Annotated in this window: 12 protein-coding genes; 6 read left to right on the top strand and 6 right to left on the bottom strand. The window is 56.9% G+C overall.

Going from position 1 to position 15,346, the window contains the following annotated elements:
* Nucleotides 1-189: 189 nt before the first annotated feature.
* Both ompR and envZ read left to right on the top strand, forming a co-directional pair.
* Nucleotides 190-909: an osmolarity response regulator transcription factor OmpR gene (ompR, locus tag E0L16_RS12335; RefSeq protein WP_001157751.1), complete on the top strand. Its 720-nt coding sequence runs from the start codon at nucleotides 190-192 to the stop codon at nucleotides 907-909.
* Entirely contained in the window at nucleotides 906-2,252 is a 1,347-nt protein-coding gene (envZ, locus tag E0L16_RS12330) for a two-component system sensor histidine kinase EnvZ (RefSeq protein ID WP_003861615.1), read from the top strand. The genes ompR and envZ overlap by 4 nt, the downstream gene beginning before the upstream one ends.
* Nucleotides 2,253-2,360: 108 nt before the next feature.
* On the opposite strand, the gene pckA is transcribed toward envZ, so the two are convergent.
* Entirely contained in the window at nucleotides 2,361-3,980 is a 1,620-nt protein-coding gene (gene pckA / locus E0L16_RS12325) for a phosphoenolpyruvate carboxykinase (ATP) (RefSeq protein ID WP_131637022.1), read from the bottom strand.
* A 376-nt stretch (nucleotides 3,981-4,356) separates the two neighbouring features.
* On the opposite strand from pckA, the gene E0L16_RS12320 reads away from it, so the two are divergent.
* Nucleotides 4,357-6,114, top strand: a complete 1,758-nt coding sequence (locus E0L16_RS12320; protein ID WP_131637021.1) for a DUF4153 domain-containing protein — start codon at nucleotides 4,357-4,359, stop codon at nucleotides 6,112-6,114.
* A 122-nt stretch (nucleotides 6,115-6,236) separates the two neighbouring features.
* On the opposite strand, the gene hslO is transcribed toward E0L16_RS12320, so the two are convergent.
* From hslO to E0L16_RS12300, 4 genes are all read right to left on the bottom strand, one after another.
* Nucleotides 6,237-7,121: an Hsp33 family molecular chaperone HslO gene (gene hslO, locus E0L16_RS12315; protein WP_006812239.1), complete on the bottom strand. Its 885-nt coding sequence runs from the start codon at nucleotides 7,119-7,121 to the stop codon at nucleotides 6,237-6,239.
* Between the two features lie 18 nt (nucleotides 7,122-7,139).
* Nucleotides 7,140-7,541, bottom strand: a complete 402-nt coding sequence (gene hslR, locus E0L16_RS12310; RefSeq protein ID WP_063449514.1) for a ribosome-associated heat shock protein Hsp15 — start codon at nucleotides 7,539-7,541, stop codon at nucleotides 7,140-7,142.
* A complete protein-coding gene (gene yrfG / locus E0L16_RS12305) occupies nucleotides 7,538-8,221 on the bottom strand; it encodes a GMP/IMP nucleotidase (protein ID WP_006812237.1) in 684 nt (227 codons plus the stop codon). Before yrfG ends, hslR begins: the two co-directional genes overlap by 4 nt.
* A gap of 64 nt (nucleotides 8,222-8,285) precedes the next feature.
* On the bottom strand, nucleotides 8,286-10,424 hold the full coding sequence (locus E0L16_RS12300) for an intracellular growth attenuator family protein (protein WP_131637020.1): 2,139 nt from the start codon (nucleotides 10,422-10,424) through the stop codon (nucleotides 8,286-8,288).
* Between the two features lie 327 nt (nucleotides 10,425-10,751).
* On the opposite strand from E0L16_RS12300, the gene nudE reads away from it, so the two are divergent.
* Nucleotides 10,752-11,312 (top strand): ADP compounds hydrolase NudE, encoded by a 561-nt coding sequence (nudE, locus tag E0L16_RS12290; RefSeq protein ID WP_063449510.1) that lies wholly within the window; start codon nucleotides 10,752-10,754, stop codon nucleotides 11,310-11,312.
* Nucleotides 11,313-11,405: 93 nt separating this feature from the next.
* Here the strand turns inward: nudE and mrcA are convergent, their stop codons facing one another.
* Nucleotides 11,406-13,958, bottom strand: a complete 2,553-nt coding sequence (gene mrcA, locus E0L16_RS12285) for a peptidoglycan glycosyltransferase/peptidoglycan DD-transpeptidase MrcA (RefSeq protein WP_131637019.1) — start codon at nucleotides 13,956-13,958, stop codon at nucleotides 11,406-11,408.
* A 120-nt stretch (nucleotides 13,959-14,078) separates the two neighbouring features.
* Between mrcA and E0L16_RS12280 the strand changes: the two genes are divergently transcribed.
* Nucleotides 14,079-14,852, top strand: a complete 774-nt coding sequence (locus E0L16_RS12280; protein ID WP_131637018.1) for a type IV pilus biogenesis protein PilM — start codon at nucleotides 14,079-14,081, stop codon at nucleotides 14,850-14,852.
* Nucleotides 14,852-15,346 (top strand): PilN domain-containing protein, encoded by a 495-nt coding sequence (locus tag E0L16_RS12275; protein WP_131637017.1) that lies wholly within the window; start codon nucleotides 14,852-14,854, stop codon nucleotides 15,344-15,346. The genes E0L16_RS12280 and E0L16_RS12275 overlap by 1 nt, the downstream gene beginning before the upstream one ends.

The following is a 15,346-nucleotide window of genomic DNA, read 5'->3' as shown; positions in this document are numbered from 1 at the left end:
ATACGTAGCGCACAGTGTAACAGACAAGATTAATAATGATTTATGTGATGAAATGAACAGATAAGCTGCTGTTAAATATGCTTTGTAACAATTTCGTCTAGAATTTATACCAGAATTTGCTGGTCGAACACGTGCACTTTTTTAGAATACGCTGTTCCAGGCCTATCCGAACCTTTGGGAGTACACACAATGCAAGAGAACTACAAAATTCTGGTCGTGGATGACGACATGCGCCTGCGTGCGCTGCTGGAACGTTATCTGACTGAGCAGGGCTTCCAGGTTCGTAGCGTCGCGAACGCGGAACAGATGGATCGTCTGCTGACGCGTGAATCCTTCCACCTGATGGTGTTGGACCTGATGCTGCCTGGCGAAGACGGGCTCTCTATCTGCCGCCGCCTGCGCAGCCAGAGCAACCCGATGCCGATCATCATGGTGACGGCGAAGGGTGAAGAAGTTGACCGTATCGTCGGCCTTGAGATTGGCGCTGATGACTACATTCCTAAGCCGTTCAACCCGCGTGAACTGCTGGCGCGTATTCGCGCCGTGCTGCGTCGTCAGGCGAACGAGCTGCCGGGCGCGCCGTCTCAGGAAGAGGCAGTCATTGCATTCGGTAAGTTCAAGCTGAACCTCGGCACCCGAGAGATGTTCCGTGAAGATGAGCCAATGCCGCTCACCAGCGGCGAGTTCGCGGTGCTGAAAGCGCTGGTCAGCCACCCGCGTGAGCCGCTCTCCCGTGACAAGCTGATGAATCTGGCGCGTGGTCGTGAATACTCGGCGATGGAGCGTTCTATCGACGTGCAGATCTCTCGTCTACGCCGCATGGTGGAAGAAGATCCGGCGCATCCTCGTTACATTCAGACCGTGTGGGGTCTGGGCTACGTGTTTGTCCCGGACGGCTCTAAAGCATGAGGCGAATGCGCTTCTCGCCGCGAAGTTCGTTTGCCCGCACGCTGTTATTGATCGTCACCCTGCTGTTCGTCAGCCTGGTGACGACCTACCTGGTGGTGCTGAACTTTGCGATCCTGCCGAGCCTTCAGCAGTTTAATAAGGTGCTGGCATACGAAGTGCGTATGCTGATGACCGACAAACTGCAACTGGAGGACGGCACGCAGTTGGTTGTTCCCCCGGCGTTCCGTCGGGAAATCTACCGTGAGCTGGGTATTTCGCTCTACTCCAACGAAGCGGCGGAAGACGCTGGCCTGCGCTGGGCGCAGCATTATGAATTCCTCAGCCAGCAGATGGCGCAGCAGCTTGGCGGCCCGACGGAAGTGCGCGTTGAGGTCAATAAAAGCTCGCCGGTTGTCTGGCTGAAAACCTGGCTGTCACCCAACATCTGGGTGCGTGTTCCGCTCACTGAAATCCATCAGGGCGACTTCTCGCCGCTGTTCCGTTACACCCTGGCGATCATGCTGCTGGCCATCGGCGGCGCGTGGCTGTTTATTCGTATCCAGAACCGACCGCTGGTCGACCTGGAGCATGCGGCGTTGCAGGTCGGTAAAGGGATTATCCCACCGCCGCTGCGCGAGTATGGCGCGTCGGAAGTGCGCTCGGTGACGCGTGCGTTTAACCACATGGCGGCAGGCGTTAAACAGCTGGCGGACGACCGTACGCTGCTGATGGCCGGGGTCAGCCATGACCTTCGCACCCCGCTGACGCGCATCCGGCTGGCGACAGAGATGATGGGCGAGCAGGACGGTTATCTCGCTGAATCTATTAATAAAGATATAGAAGAGTGTAACGCCATCATCGAGCAGTTTATCGATTATCTGCGCACCGGGCAGGAAATGCCGATGGAGATGGCGGATCTGAACGCGGTGCTGGGAGAAGTGGTCGCCGCGGAAAGCGGCTATGAACGTGAAATTGCGACCGACCTTCAGGCGGGTGAGATTCAGGTACGTATGCACCCGCTTTCCATCAAACGCGCGGTGGCGAATATGGTGGTCAACGCGGCGCGCTACGGCAACGGCTGGATCAAAGTCAGCAGCGGTACGGAACTCAACCGCGCCTGGTTCCAGGTGGAAGACGATGGTCCGGGCATCAAGCCTGAGCAGCGTAAGCACCTGTTCCAGCCGTTCGTGCGCGGCGACAGCGCGCGCAGCACCAGCGGCACGGGCTTAGGCCTGGCGATTGTGCAACGTATTGTTGATAACCATAACGGACTGCTGGAAATTGGCACCAGCGAACGGGGTGGATTGAGTATTCGCGCATGGTTACCGGTGCCGGTTTTACGGGGGCAGGTAAAAGAGAGTTAAAAAAGGGTGGCTTTAGCCACCCTTTTCGTAGGTCGGGTAAGGCGAAGCCGCCACCCGACAAGGTTCAGTCTCTGCGGCCTGATGCCCTCACCCCGACCCTCTCAAGGACTACAGCTTCGGACCCGCACTCACCAGCGCTTCACCTGCCGGGGTATCGGTATACTTCTCAAAGTTTTCGATAAACAGTTTCGCCAGCGATTCTGCCTTCTCGCGCCACTGTTCCGGTGAACCGTAGGTGTTGCGCGGGTCAAGGATACGCGTATCCACGCCCGGCAGCTCGGTTGGGATCGCCAGATCGAACATCGGCAGCGTAAAGGTCTCGGCGTTGTCCAGCGAACCGTCCAGGATGGCGTCGATGATGGCGCGGGTATCTTTGATGGAGATACGCTTGCCGGTACCGTTCCAGCCGGTGTTCACCAGATAGGCCTGCGCGCCGGACGCCTGCATGCGTTTCACCAGCACTTCCGCGTACTGCGTCGGGTGCAGCGACAGGAACGCCGCGCCGAAGCAGGCGGAGAAGGTTGGAGTTGGCTCGGTCACGCCGCGCTCGGTACCCGCCAGCTTAGCGGTAAAGCCAGAGAGGAAGTGGTACTGCGTCTGGCTGGCGGTCAGGCGGGAAACTGGCGGCAGCACGCCGAACGCGTCCGCGGTCAGGAAAATCACCTTCGTGGCGTGGCCCGCCTTCGACACCGGCTTCACGATGTTGTCGATGTGGTAAATCGGGTAAGACACGCGGGTGTTTTCGGTTTTGGACGCATCGTCGAAGTCGACAGAGCCATCGGCACGCACGGTGACGTTTTCCAGCAGCGCATCGCGACGAATCGCGTGGTAGATATCCGGCTCTGCCTCTTCAGACAGGCGAATGGTCTTCGCGTAGCAGCCGCCTTCAAAGTTAAACACGCCGTCGTCGTCCCAGCCGTGCTCGTCGTCGCCAATCAGACGACGTTTTGGATCGGTGGACAGCGTCGTTTTACCGGTGCCGGAAAGGCCGAAGAACACCGCCACGTCACCTTTTTCACCGACGTTCGCCGAGCAGTGCATGGAGGCGATACCGCGCAGCGGCAGCAGGTAGTTCATGACCGAGAACATCCCTTTCTTCATTTCGCCGCCGTACCAGGTACCGCCGATCAGCTGGATACGCTCGGTCAGGTTGAAGGCGATGAAGTTTTCGGAGTTCAGACCCTGCTCTTTCCACTGCGGGTTGGTGCATTTCGCGCCGTTCATCACGATAAAGTCAGGGGTGAAGTTTTGCAGTTCTTCATCGGTCGGACGAATGAACATGTTCTTCACGAAATGCGCCTGCCAGGCCACTTCAGTGATAAACCGAACGGAGAGACGGGTGTCGGCGTTAGCGCCGCAGAAAGCATCGACGATGAACAGACGCTTGCCGGAAAGCTGATGGGTGACGAGCCCTTTCAGATGCTGCCAGGTTTCAGGAGAGAGCGGTTTGTTATCGTTCTTCCCTTTGCCTTTATCGGCCCACCACAGCGTATCGCGGGTGGTATCATCTCGGACGATGTATTTATCTTTCGGCGAACGGCCGGTAAAAATACCGGTATCGACGGCGATAGCACCAAGATTCGTCAACACACCTCGCTCGTACCCTTCCAGCGCGGGATTAAGCTCTTCCTGATACAGCGTATCGTAATCGGGGTTGTAGGCCACTTCCTGGACGTCGTGAATACCATAAGCCTTGAGATCTTGCGGGGTTAAACCATTAACACGCATATCACTGCTCCTTAGCCAATATGTACTGCCTGAAATTGTAGGGTTTTTCTGGGGATGTTAACCGCGACGGGGCTCATAGATTTATGTATCTGGTCAAAACCCTTACTAACGGAAAACGCTGCGACTCCAGTCACAGGGCGGGCAGATTATCGCAGGAATCGCTTTTTGGTTGGGGAAAATGTTCTTAAAAGGTTAATCTCTGGTGAATTTATCCGGAAGAATGTGAATGTAATCGCATACATGAAAGAAAATTACGTAAGGGTTACATTGGGAAAACGATTCATGTCTCCTGCAACTATGATTTCAGATATTGCCGTTGACACCCTGATATCGCTTTAATGGGACACTGTATTTTTCGTAAGCAAGGGATGAAAAGATGGACAACAGTGAAACGTTATCCCCTTCCACGCGGCTGGCCGTCGTGCTGGCGGGCGCTTTACAGGGAGTGCTCTGCTATGCCATTACCTGGTACATCGGGCATGCGAAATTGCCGTCTGATACGCTGTGGTTGATGTGCGTCATTCCTGCCACCGTGGTAATGACGACCACGATGTCGCTTGCTGTGACATCGTTCAGGAAGCCTTTTTTGTGGCTGGCGCTCGGGTTGATCGGCGCGGCAGTCGCGGGTATGGGCGGCTGGCTTAAGTGGAGCGTTGCAGGACTCGAAAGCTGGAGTCTCAGAGATGAGATGCTCGTTTTCGGCTTTCATCTGCTGCTGATGACGCTGTTGGTGTTGCCATGGCTTCAGCGGCGTCTGGATCCTGTCCCGACTACCTCGTTCTACAGCGACTTTTATCAACGAAACTGGCATAACGCACTGACGCTGCTCATTATTTTTGTTTCGAATGGTCTCTTCTGGCTGGTGCTTTTCCTCTGGGCCGAGCTTTTCGAACTTATCGGCATCGGCTTTTTTGATCGGCTTTTCTTCCATTCTGACGGGTTTATTTCAGTGGCGATTGGCGTGGTTTCTGCCAGTGCGGCCGTGCTCACGCGCATGCAGGTAAGGTTAATCCTTGCCCTGCAAAATTTGCTGACCCTCATCGCCACCGGTCTGCTTCCCCTGATGGCGGCGCTGGCGCTGCTCTTTATTGGCGCGTTGCCTTTTGTCGGCTTTGAATCCATTTCAGCCAGAATATCCGCCGCGGGCTTGCTGACCACCTTAGCGCTGCTGCTGTTATTCCTGGTGACGATAGTGTGGCATCCACAGCGTCAAGCGCTGCCTTACTATGCCCCGCTGCGAGGGATGATTCGCCTTGCCGTAGCTATCGTACCCGCGTATCCGGTTCTGGCGGGATGGGCGCTGTGGCTACGCATTTCGCAATACGGCTGGTCACCCGAGCGTTTGTACGGGGTATTAATAACCATCGTGGCGCTGGTCTGGGCGGTCGGTTTTTGCGCCAGCGTTCTGATTCAGCGCCGTGAACCGCAGAAAATCCATGCGTACGTCATTCCGGCGACCGGGCTGCTTTCCCTCGTCTTCCTGGCGTTGATCCATACCCCCGTGCTGGATCCGTGGCGAATAAGCGTAGCAAGCCATATGGCCCGCTATCAGGACGGCAGAATAACTGCGGATCAAGTCAGCCTGTATATGCTCAGTAACGCTGGACGAAAGGGGCGGGAGGCGATGCTCACGCTGCAAAACGATCCGCAGTTTATCTCTAACCCAAAACGCCAGCGTGAAATAAATGGTCTTCTCTCCGGGAACGCTGGCGGAGCAGGTAAGATGACCGCCGCGATGCTGGAAAAACAGGTTCAGCTCGCACCGGGAATGGCGCGTCCTGATAAGGCATTGTGGCAAGCCATGCTCAGCAATCAGTATCGCTTTGAGAGCTGCGATAGCGCCCAGAGTAACTGTTTACTCATGCCGCTGGATCTTAACAGCGACGGCAAGCCGGAAGCCGTGCTATTTCAATTTACCGATCGCACGATTATGGCTTACACACAAACCGACACGGGCTGGAGGCTCGCCGGGGACGCGTGGAAAATGCCGGAGGCGTTGACCAGAGAAGAACTTGACCGCGCATTAAGGCAGAGGAAAGTGAAATCTGTCGTGAAGCCCTGGGCGGATATTGAGATTTTTGGGGAGCGTGTCGATATGAGCTACGACAGTTACAACAATGCGCAGTGGCGTTAGCGCTCTTTCTTGCCGGGTGGCGCTACGCTTACCCGGCCTACAATTAGCAATCATATTAAAAAATTGCACCATTCATTGTAGGCCCGTGCGAGCATAGCGCCGCCGGGCAACTGGCTCAGAGCTTAGTGAACCTGCGGATCCGCCGGAGAGGCGTTATTGCGGATCTCCGCGATATCCATCGAATTGAACACGTAGTGCGTACCGCAGTAGTCACAGTGCATATCGATTTCACCGTCTTCCGCCATGATGCTGTCGATCTCTTCATCCGGCAGGGTTTTCAGTGCGCCAGCACAACGCTCGCGAGAGCAGGTGCACTTAAATTCCACCGCCTGCGGATCGTAAACCGTCACTTCTTCTTCGTGGTACAGACGCCACAGCACGTCGGTCGCCGACAGGGTGAACAGCTCTTCCGCTTTGATGGTTTCCGTCAGCGTTGCCAGATGCTCGAAATCATTGGTCTGCGCATCCTGCGCAGGCAGAACCTGGAGCAGCATACCGCCGGCGGCAGGCTGGCCGTCAACTTCACCGGTACGGATGAACAGGCGGGTTGGCAGCTGTTCGGAACGCATGAAATAATCTTCCAGGCAGGCGGCAAGCGTATCGCCTTCCAGACCGACCACGCCCTGATAGCGCTCACCTTCTTCAGGCGAGATGGTGATGACCAGGTAGCCGTTACCGACCAGCGTTTTCAGATCGGCATTTTCAGGGATATCGCCCTGAACGCGCGCCACGCCGCGCATTTGCTGCTGGTTATTGCCGTTGATTACCGCCAGCGACATTGGGCCATCGCCCTGCAACTGTACGGTAATATCGCCTGCGAATTTCAGCGTGGCGGTCAGCAGGCTGGTGGCAACCAGCAGTTCGCCCAACAGGGTTTTCACCGGCAGCGGGTAGTTGTGGTTTTCCAGAATCTGTTTCCAGGTTTCGGATACGGTGACCAGCTCGCCGCGCACGGCGAATTGTTCAAACAGATAGCGGTGTAATTGGTCGTGTTGGGCCATTTTCATCTCTCGTGCAGGTGAGGGTTACTCGTTCTCACCGTGTTTAAATTTCATCAGATCGCGGCGCTCTTTTTTATCCGGTCGCCGGTCCGGGTGAGGCATGGTCAGCGCATTCATTTTGCGCGCCAGCGCGGTTTTCTCACGCTTCTCTATGCTCTGGGCCGTCTCTTCATAAAGCAAAACGGCTTCGGTTGCGGGCCGCCGCTGTTCGGTAATGGCTTTCACCACGACCGTTTTTTCATCGTTGCCCTGGCGAAGCGTCAACGTGGCATTCAGTTCAACCAGCTTGCTCGGTTTGCTGCGCTGGCCGTTGTAATGCACCTTTCCGCCATCAACCATTTCACGGGCAAGGGCGCGCGTTTTATAAAAACGGGCGGCCCACAGCCATTTATCCAGTCTTACCCCATCAGAGGGTTTTTCTTTCATGGCGTCTCCTTCACGGTAAGTGAGGGGATCATCCGGCGATAGTCGTTCAGCCCCGGATGTCGCAGATAGCTTTTTTCAGCCAGGCCGGAATCAGGATTGGTCACGCCCAGGCAATAGCGAATGCCAAATGCGGCCGCAGAATCCAGAATGGGCTCGCTGTCGTCAATGAACAGCGTCCGTTCCGGCTGTAAACCGGTCTCTTCCACCACGGCATGCCACAACCGCTGATCCTCTTTCGGATAACCAAATGTGTGGGTGGAAAGCAATAAATCAAGGTGTGAAGCAAGACCGGTATGTTCCAGCTTCACGGCCAGGTTATGGGGATGCGCATTTGTCAGCAAAATGCGGCGCTTACCGCAGGCTTTCAGCGCGTCCAGAAACGGGACCGTATCGTCACGCAGTACGGCGCGTGCGCCCTGGGCGGTGGTCATGGCACAAATATCCAGACCGAGTCGCTCGCTCCAGTAGTCAAGACAGTACCAGTTTAGCGTATGCTGCACCGCGCTATATTGCGAGCGAATGAATTCCTGCGCTTCCGCCGGGGAGATCCCCTGCTGTTCACCGTATGTTTCCGGGACCAGCTTTTGCCAGAAATAGTTATCAAAGGCGAGATCGAGCAGCGTGCCGTCCATATCAAGCAGGACGGTATCGACCGCCTGCCAGTCGATATCAAGATGCATAAGGGGGAACTCCAGCCAGAAGAAACGTGCGCGACAGGGTAGCACAACTTGTCGCGCAGGGACGTTATCCGATCAGGCTCTCAGAAGAGGAGATCAGTTTCGGGTTAAGGCAATTTTCGTAGTAGGCCTGGATGTCTGCCAGTCGCGTGCGGGAGCGCTGGTAGCGGCGTACGGCCTGATAACCGTTCCAGACAATGCACGCCAGCATCGCAATCAGCAGCAGAGATGTTCCTACGTAGCGCCACAGGCCAGCGCTGTCCGGCATGCGGTGCAGGCCAATATGACGCGTGCCGTTGGCGTCGGTAAACAGGGTAGTGACGATCCCTTCTGCGCTGAACGGCGTTCGCATCAGCATCTGCGCCAGACGCTGAAATTCGCTCCACTGTTCCTGAGCAGGATAGTCATAAAGTGAAACCTGCGGGTAGGGTTGATCCACCAGGTCGCTGCCTTCATCGCTGGCAATCACAAATCCGCCTGGCGCCGGGCTGTTAAGCGCCTGGGCCGCACGGGTGGTTTCTCGCAGCACGAAGGGGGCGGTAGACGTCGCCACCAGGTTATCCAGCGACTCGGCGCTGACCGGACGCAGAAGCACGTTCACGCCGTCGAGGCGTCCCGCTTCGGCGCGTTTCACCAGCGCATCCCAGTCCTTGCTGTTGCCGAGGTTGACCAGCGCGTTCTTAAGCCGGATACAGTCATCCTGAGCGGAACAGAGATCTTCAGTTTTCAGGACGATTTCGCCAAAGTTATCCAGCAGCACCATGCCCGACTTCTGAATGGCCGAGCGCAGGGCAGGGCTCACGCGAGAATCATCATCCGGTTTCGGATGGAGCTGGCGATTAATCGTCTGGGTGAGCGCGGTGGCCTTATTGACCACATCCGATTCCGGCAGCGGCAGCGGAGAGGCATTATTCCAGATGATCTGAGAGCAGTCGAACGGCGCGAACGGCGAGTTCTGGCGCGTGTTCCAGGCGCCCGGTGTGTGGATATTACACATCCCGGTACCTTTCAGCCGCAACGTATCTCCCACGCGGACACCCGCTTCTTCAAGCTGCTGGACGCTGGTGGCTTCCACGGTTTGCGCCCCTTTGATCCACGACAGGGTAAACTTAATTGGCATATCCAGCGGCACGAAGAGCAGCAGCATAACGAAGACGAGCGCAGCACCACCGGCAATCACCGCGCTGCGAAGCCAGTGCTGAAGCGGGAAGTTTTTCACTTCATCGTGCAGGGACAAATAACGTCCCTGGCGTACAACGTGGCGGTCGAGATAGATATCAATATCCGTTTTTTGGCCCAGGTCCTGCGCAATCCACGGCTGCCAGTGGCGCGGATAGATAAGATCGATGATCCCGAGCGAGATATTGTTGATATGTTCCTGATCGTTCTCGCCGAACAGTCCCCAGCGTTTTGGGGTTCCGCGCAGGCAGTGAATTTCACGTAACGAGGTTTTTGCCGGCGGGGCAAATATGCCCCACAGTCCGGCGGCCAGAAGCAGTACCGCGCCACCCGCGAGCCACGGAACAAACACGTCCGGCGTCAGCAGGCAGATGAAAAAGAGCAGGAACGAGACGACAATCAGCACCGCTTCGCGAATGCCATCCGGGCGGCTCAGGATGTACTCTTCATGCGTCTCCTGACGGATGTTCAGCAGTTCAATCTGCTCTGTCTCTTCACCGCGAATGGAGGCCTGCGTTCCGCTCGCGCGCTCCAGCGCAAAGCGTGGCGCTTCCTGAACATATTCGCTCAGGGTATGACCATTAAGGGAAATAACCAGCGGCAACGTATCGGTATGGATGAGCTCGACGCTGTTTTCATCGTTAATATACTGCTCCCAGAAGGGCGGCAGGTGGACTTCAACAGAATCGAGATAGTAACGCCACTTGTTGGGATCGTCGGTAGTGATGCCGTAGCGGGTAATGGAGCGCGTCACGCACAGAACGGTGTCGCTTTGTGCGTTCAGGTTAAGCGATACGGGGGCGGTGCTGGCGCCGGTAGGGCCAGGCGAAAGCCGGGATCGGTTCAGCGTGTCGAGATACTGCTCAACGGTGCTGCGTTCCTCTGGCGAGAGCTTGCGCGTGTTTGCCCCGGCGAACGCGTTTAAAAAGGGCAGCCGATAACGGCGATGTACGCGGCGCCTGAATACCCACACCGCAATCGACGCGCAGGCCAGCACAGCAGCGAGAAAAATCAAAATGGTGCTCATGCTTTCCCCATCTTACTTATCTTCTTACAGGTGTTGTCAGTCGCACCTTTTGTACAATGAATGAGATTCTGTGGTCGGCTATCGGCAAGTATGGAGTCTAACTTGAGCATGTTGACGCGCATCCCAGTGACCGGTAATGATACCAAAGCCTGTTCCGGCGCGATATCAGCAAATTCCTGGAAACATTTCAACCTCTTGACATTTGTTTTGAAATGAGAATCGCATTCAGTTACGTTGCATAAATGTAAATAAAGAGCAATTGACATTGCCGAAACCGTGCGGCGTATCGCACAATAAAGCCAGTTCACCCAGCAAAGACCCGTCAAGATGACCAAACCCTTACAAAAGCCCACCATTCTGAATGTTGAAACCGTCGCGAAATCGCGTCTGTTTAATGTTGAAAGCGTGGATCTGGAATTCAGCAACGGCGTGCGTCGTGTTTATGAACGTATGCGCCCCTCCACGCGCGAAGCGGTGATGATTGTGCCCATTGTCGACGAGCACCTGATCCTCATTCGTGAATACGCCGTGGGCATTGAATCCTACGAGCTGGGCTTTTCCAAAGGACTGATCGACCCGGGCGAAACGGTTTTTGAAGCAGCAAACCGGGAGCTGAAAGAAGAAGTCGGTTTTGGCGCGAAGGAGCTGACGTTCCTGAAAAAGCTGAGCATGGCGCCATCCTATTTTTCCAGCAAAATGAACATTGTTGTCGCGGAAGATCTCTATCCTGAATCGCTGGAAGGAGACGAGCCGGAACCGCTGCCGCAGGTTCGCTGGCCGCTGGCCCACCTGATGGATTTGCTGGAAGATCCTGACTTTAACGAGGCGCGCAACGTGAGCGCACTGTTCCTGGTGCGGGAGTGGCTGAAGGGGCAGGGGCGTTTGTAGCGCCACCCGTAAAAACGGCAACCGATGGTTGCCGTTTTGCATTACGCTGTAGGCCGGGTCAGGCGTCGTCGCCACCCGGCTTTTTTGTCGGCGTCAGAAGAGCTCGTGCGTTTCGCCGTTATCAATGATTTCGGTACCCACCTCGTGCACCGCCTGCGTGGTTGGCTGCGTGCCCTCGATGAAATACTCTGCGCGGCTGTTGCCGCCATTCGCCAGCTGCCCGGTGCTGCGGTCAATATTGACCGTGACAATGCCCGGCGGAGGCGTTAGCGGCTGCTCCGGTACGCCGTCAAGAGCGGCCTTCATGTAAGCATCCCAGGCCGGCTGCGCACTCTTCGCCCCGCCCTCGTAACCGGAAATCTGATCTTTAATCGCGCCAGAAGCGGTTGTGCGCCCCAGAGTACGGCGGTGATCGTCAAAACCAATCCAGACCGAGGTGACAACGCCCGGGCCATAACCTGAGAACCAGGCATCTTTTGAACTGTTGGTGGTGCCGGTTTTGCCGCCAATGTCGCGGCGCTGCAAATCGCGGCCCGCTCGCCACCCGGTGCCTTGCCAGCCCGGTTCGCCAAAGATGTTGGTGTTCAGCGCGCTCTTAATCAGGAACGACAGCGGGGTGCTGATGACGTGCGGAGCATACTCCTGCGCGCCGCTCTGGGCGACCAGCGCCTGATTAGCCTGTTCCAGCTGAGGCTGCGGCACCGTCAGGTTCTGACGTTCCTGAGAGATCGCCACATCTTCCATATCCTTGTTTTCAAGGACATTAGATTTTGGCGTGTCGCCGTAAATCACCGGGATATCGCATTCAGGGCAGGCAATTTTCGGCTTCGCTTCAAACAGCACGCCGCCCTGATCGTTCTCGATTTTGCTGATGAAATACGGATCGACCAGGAAGCCGCCGTTCGCCATCACCGAGTATCCACGCGCGACCTGAAGCGGCGTAAAGGACGCGGAGCCGAGCGCCAGAGATTCGGTATGGACGATGTTTTGCGCCGGGAAGCCGAAGCGTTGCAGATACTCTGCTGCATAATCAACGCCCATCGCACGCATCGCGCGAACCATGACCACGTTCTTCGACTGGCCAAGCCCCTGACGAAGACGGATAGGGCCAGCGTATTGCGCCGGGGAGTTCTTCGGCTGCCAGTCAGAGCCCGCACCGGCATCCCAGCGGGAAATTGGCACGTCGTTGAGAATACTGGCGAGCGTCAGCCCTTTGTCCATCGCCGCGGTATACAGGAACGGTTTGATGTTCGAACCGACCTGACGCAGCGCCTGGGTTGCGCGGTTAAATTTGCTCTGGTTGAAATCGAACCCGCCCACCAGCGCCATCACGGCACCGTTTTGCGGATTGATGGAGACCAGGGCAGAGTTGACGTCCGGCACCTGCGCCAGCCACCAGGCATCACCGACCTGACGTACCCAGATTTGTTGTCCGATTTGTACGACATCGGTCACTTTACGCGGCGTCGGGCCCTGAAGAGTGTCGGAGCGGTACGGACGCGCCCAGCGGACACCCTCCATGCGCAGCGACACAGAGGTGCCATCGGCCATCATTGCCACCGCTTCCTGCGGATCGGCCTGGGTTACCACCGCCGGACGCAGCGGGCCATAGGTCGGCAGCGCCTTCAGGGAATCAGTGATTTTTTTGCTGTCCCATGCGCCTTCGCCCACTCTCCACAGCACGTTAGACGGGCCGCGATAGCCGTGACGCATATCGTAATCCATCACGTTATTACGCACCGCCTGCTGGGCAGCCTGCTGCACCTTGCGGGTCACGGTGGTGTAAACGCGATAGCCGTCTTCATACGCTTTGTCGCCGTAACGGCGCACCATCTCCTGGCGAACCATTTCCGTCAGATACGGCGATGAGAAAGCAATTTCCGGCGCATGGTAATTGGCGTCGATAACCTCGCCGCGCGCCCGATTGTAGTCATCCTGGCTGATGTAGCCTTCGCTCAGCATACGCGACAGCACCACGTTGCGACGCGCGGTGGCGCGGTCCAGCGAGTAGAGCGGGTTAAACGTGGACGGCGCTTTTGGCAGGCCGGCAATGGTCGCCATTTCGCTCAGCGTGAGCTGATCGATCGACTTACCAAAATAGACCTGCGCCGCTGCCCCTACGCCATAGGCGCGGTAGCCCAGATAGATCTTGTTGAGGTAAAGCTCAAGGATCTCGTCTTTGCTCAGCAGTTGCTCAATGCGGATCGCGAGGAACACCTCTTTGATCTTACGCATTAGCGTCTTTTCCGGGCTAAGGAAGAAGTTACGCGCCAGCTGCTGGGTAATGGTACTTGCCCCCTGAGAGGCATGACCAGAGAACAGCGCCACGCTTGCCGCACGGAAAATACCGACCGGATCCACACCGTGGTGCTCGTAAAAACGGCTGTCCTCGGTGGCGATAAAGGCCTTCACCATGACGGGCGGAATTTCATTTAAGGTCAACGGGATACGACGTTTCTCGCCGTATTGCGCCATCAGTTCACCGTCGGCGCTATAGACCTGCATAGGGATCTGGAGCCGCACATCACGAAGCGTGGCGACATCAGGTAGTTGCGGCTCGACATATTTGTACAAACCAATAATCGAGCCTGCTCCCAGCAGAATGCAACAGACTGCAAGGATCAATAAATACTTTACGAACTTCACCGGAGATTTCCCATTTGGTTTAGCCTGGGCAGTTTCTAAACAATCGCGCGGTAGTATAAAGGCAAGCCTGATTCATTGATATAGCCGTCACTCCGACGGGCGATAAGGAGATCGTGAAGCATGGCTTTTAAAACGTGGCAAACAGGCGTTCATATTCAACAGGATAAGGTGGTCGCGGTGGCGCTGACCCGGGAGCGGGCCGGCTGGCGTTTACGCCGCTGGTGGGCCGTGCCGCTGTCGGACGGCATTATCGGGGAAGGGAAAATACTCAAGCCCGATCAACTGGTTAATGCATTACGCGGTTGGCGGAAAACGTTGCCGCACGCGCATCGGGTTTTTCTCTCATTTCCGGCGACGCGCGTGCTGCAACGCACGTTGCCCCGGCCCAACGTAGCCTTGCGCGACAGCGAACAGCTCACCTGGGTAGGGGCCACATTAGCACGTGAGCTGGAGATGCCCGCCGATACGCTCTGCTTTGACTACGCGCAGGATACGTTCAGCAACACATTTCATGTCACCGCGGCGCAAAACAGAGAGGTCGATACTCTGCTGTCGCTGGCGAAAGCGCTGCGTTTGCGCCTGGCCGCCATCGCCCCGGATGCCGGCGCGCTGGCTAATCTTCTCTCTGCTGTTGAACCCGCCCGGTGCGTGGCCTGGAGGGATGAAGACCAGTGGTTATGGGCGATGCGCCATCAGTGGGGGCGGCGCTATACCACAGAAGCGGCGACGGTGAATGAGCTGGCGGCGCTGCTTGCGCTGTCTGCTTCTGACATCGCCGTTTTTGATGCTGCTCGTGATCCCTGGGAAGCGGTGACGCTGTGTCAGCCGCCGCTGCCTGAATGCGGTGCTGAGTACACCGTCGCCCTGGCGCTGGCCATGAGCGAGGCACGTTGATGAGCATGCCCAATCTTTTACCGTGGCGTCGGAAACAGCGTGTTCGGCGCCTGCGCTTCTGGGGCCTGCTGTACGTCGCCTCGTTGCTGGTGATGCTGGCGGGCGGCGTTAGCCTGCGGGCGGCTCAGTCTCTATCGTCACAGGCGTTGCAAAGCGATCTGGCGGGCACGCGTGCGGTGCAGAAGGTATTGAAAGCCCGTCAGCCGCAGCCTGCGGCGCTGAATACCCTTTCTCAGCCGCCCGAGCCGGTGGCCTGGCAACCCGCGCTGGAATCTCTCGCTGGCGCCATGCCCCAGCAGGCTTGGCTGACGGCGCTGCGTTACCAGCCACCCTCGCTGATCCTGACAGGTTATGCCTCCTCACTCCCGACGCTCTCCGCCATGACCGATGCGCTAAAAAGGGTGGCGGGTTTTAACCCGGGGCCGGAAGGCGAACTGCAACAGGATAGCCAGGGGCGATGGATGTTCTCTTTTCAGCTGCATAGCCGGAGGTAG

The organism is Enterobacter quasihormaechei, from assembly GCF_004331385.1.
Lineage (GTDB): Bacteria > Pseudomonadota > Gammaproteobacteria > Enterobacterales > Enterobacteriaceae > Enterobacter > Enterobacter quasihormaechei.
The sequence above is the reverse complement of the archived record's forward strand: the minus strand, read 5'-3'. Positions and strand labels throughout refer to the sequence as shown.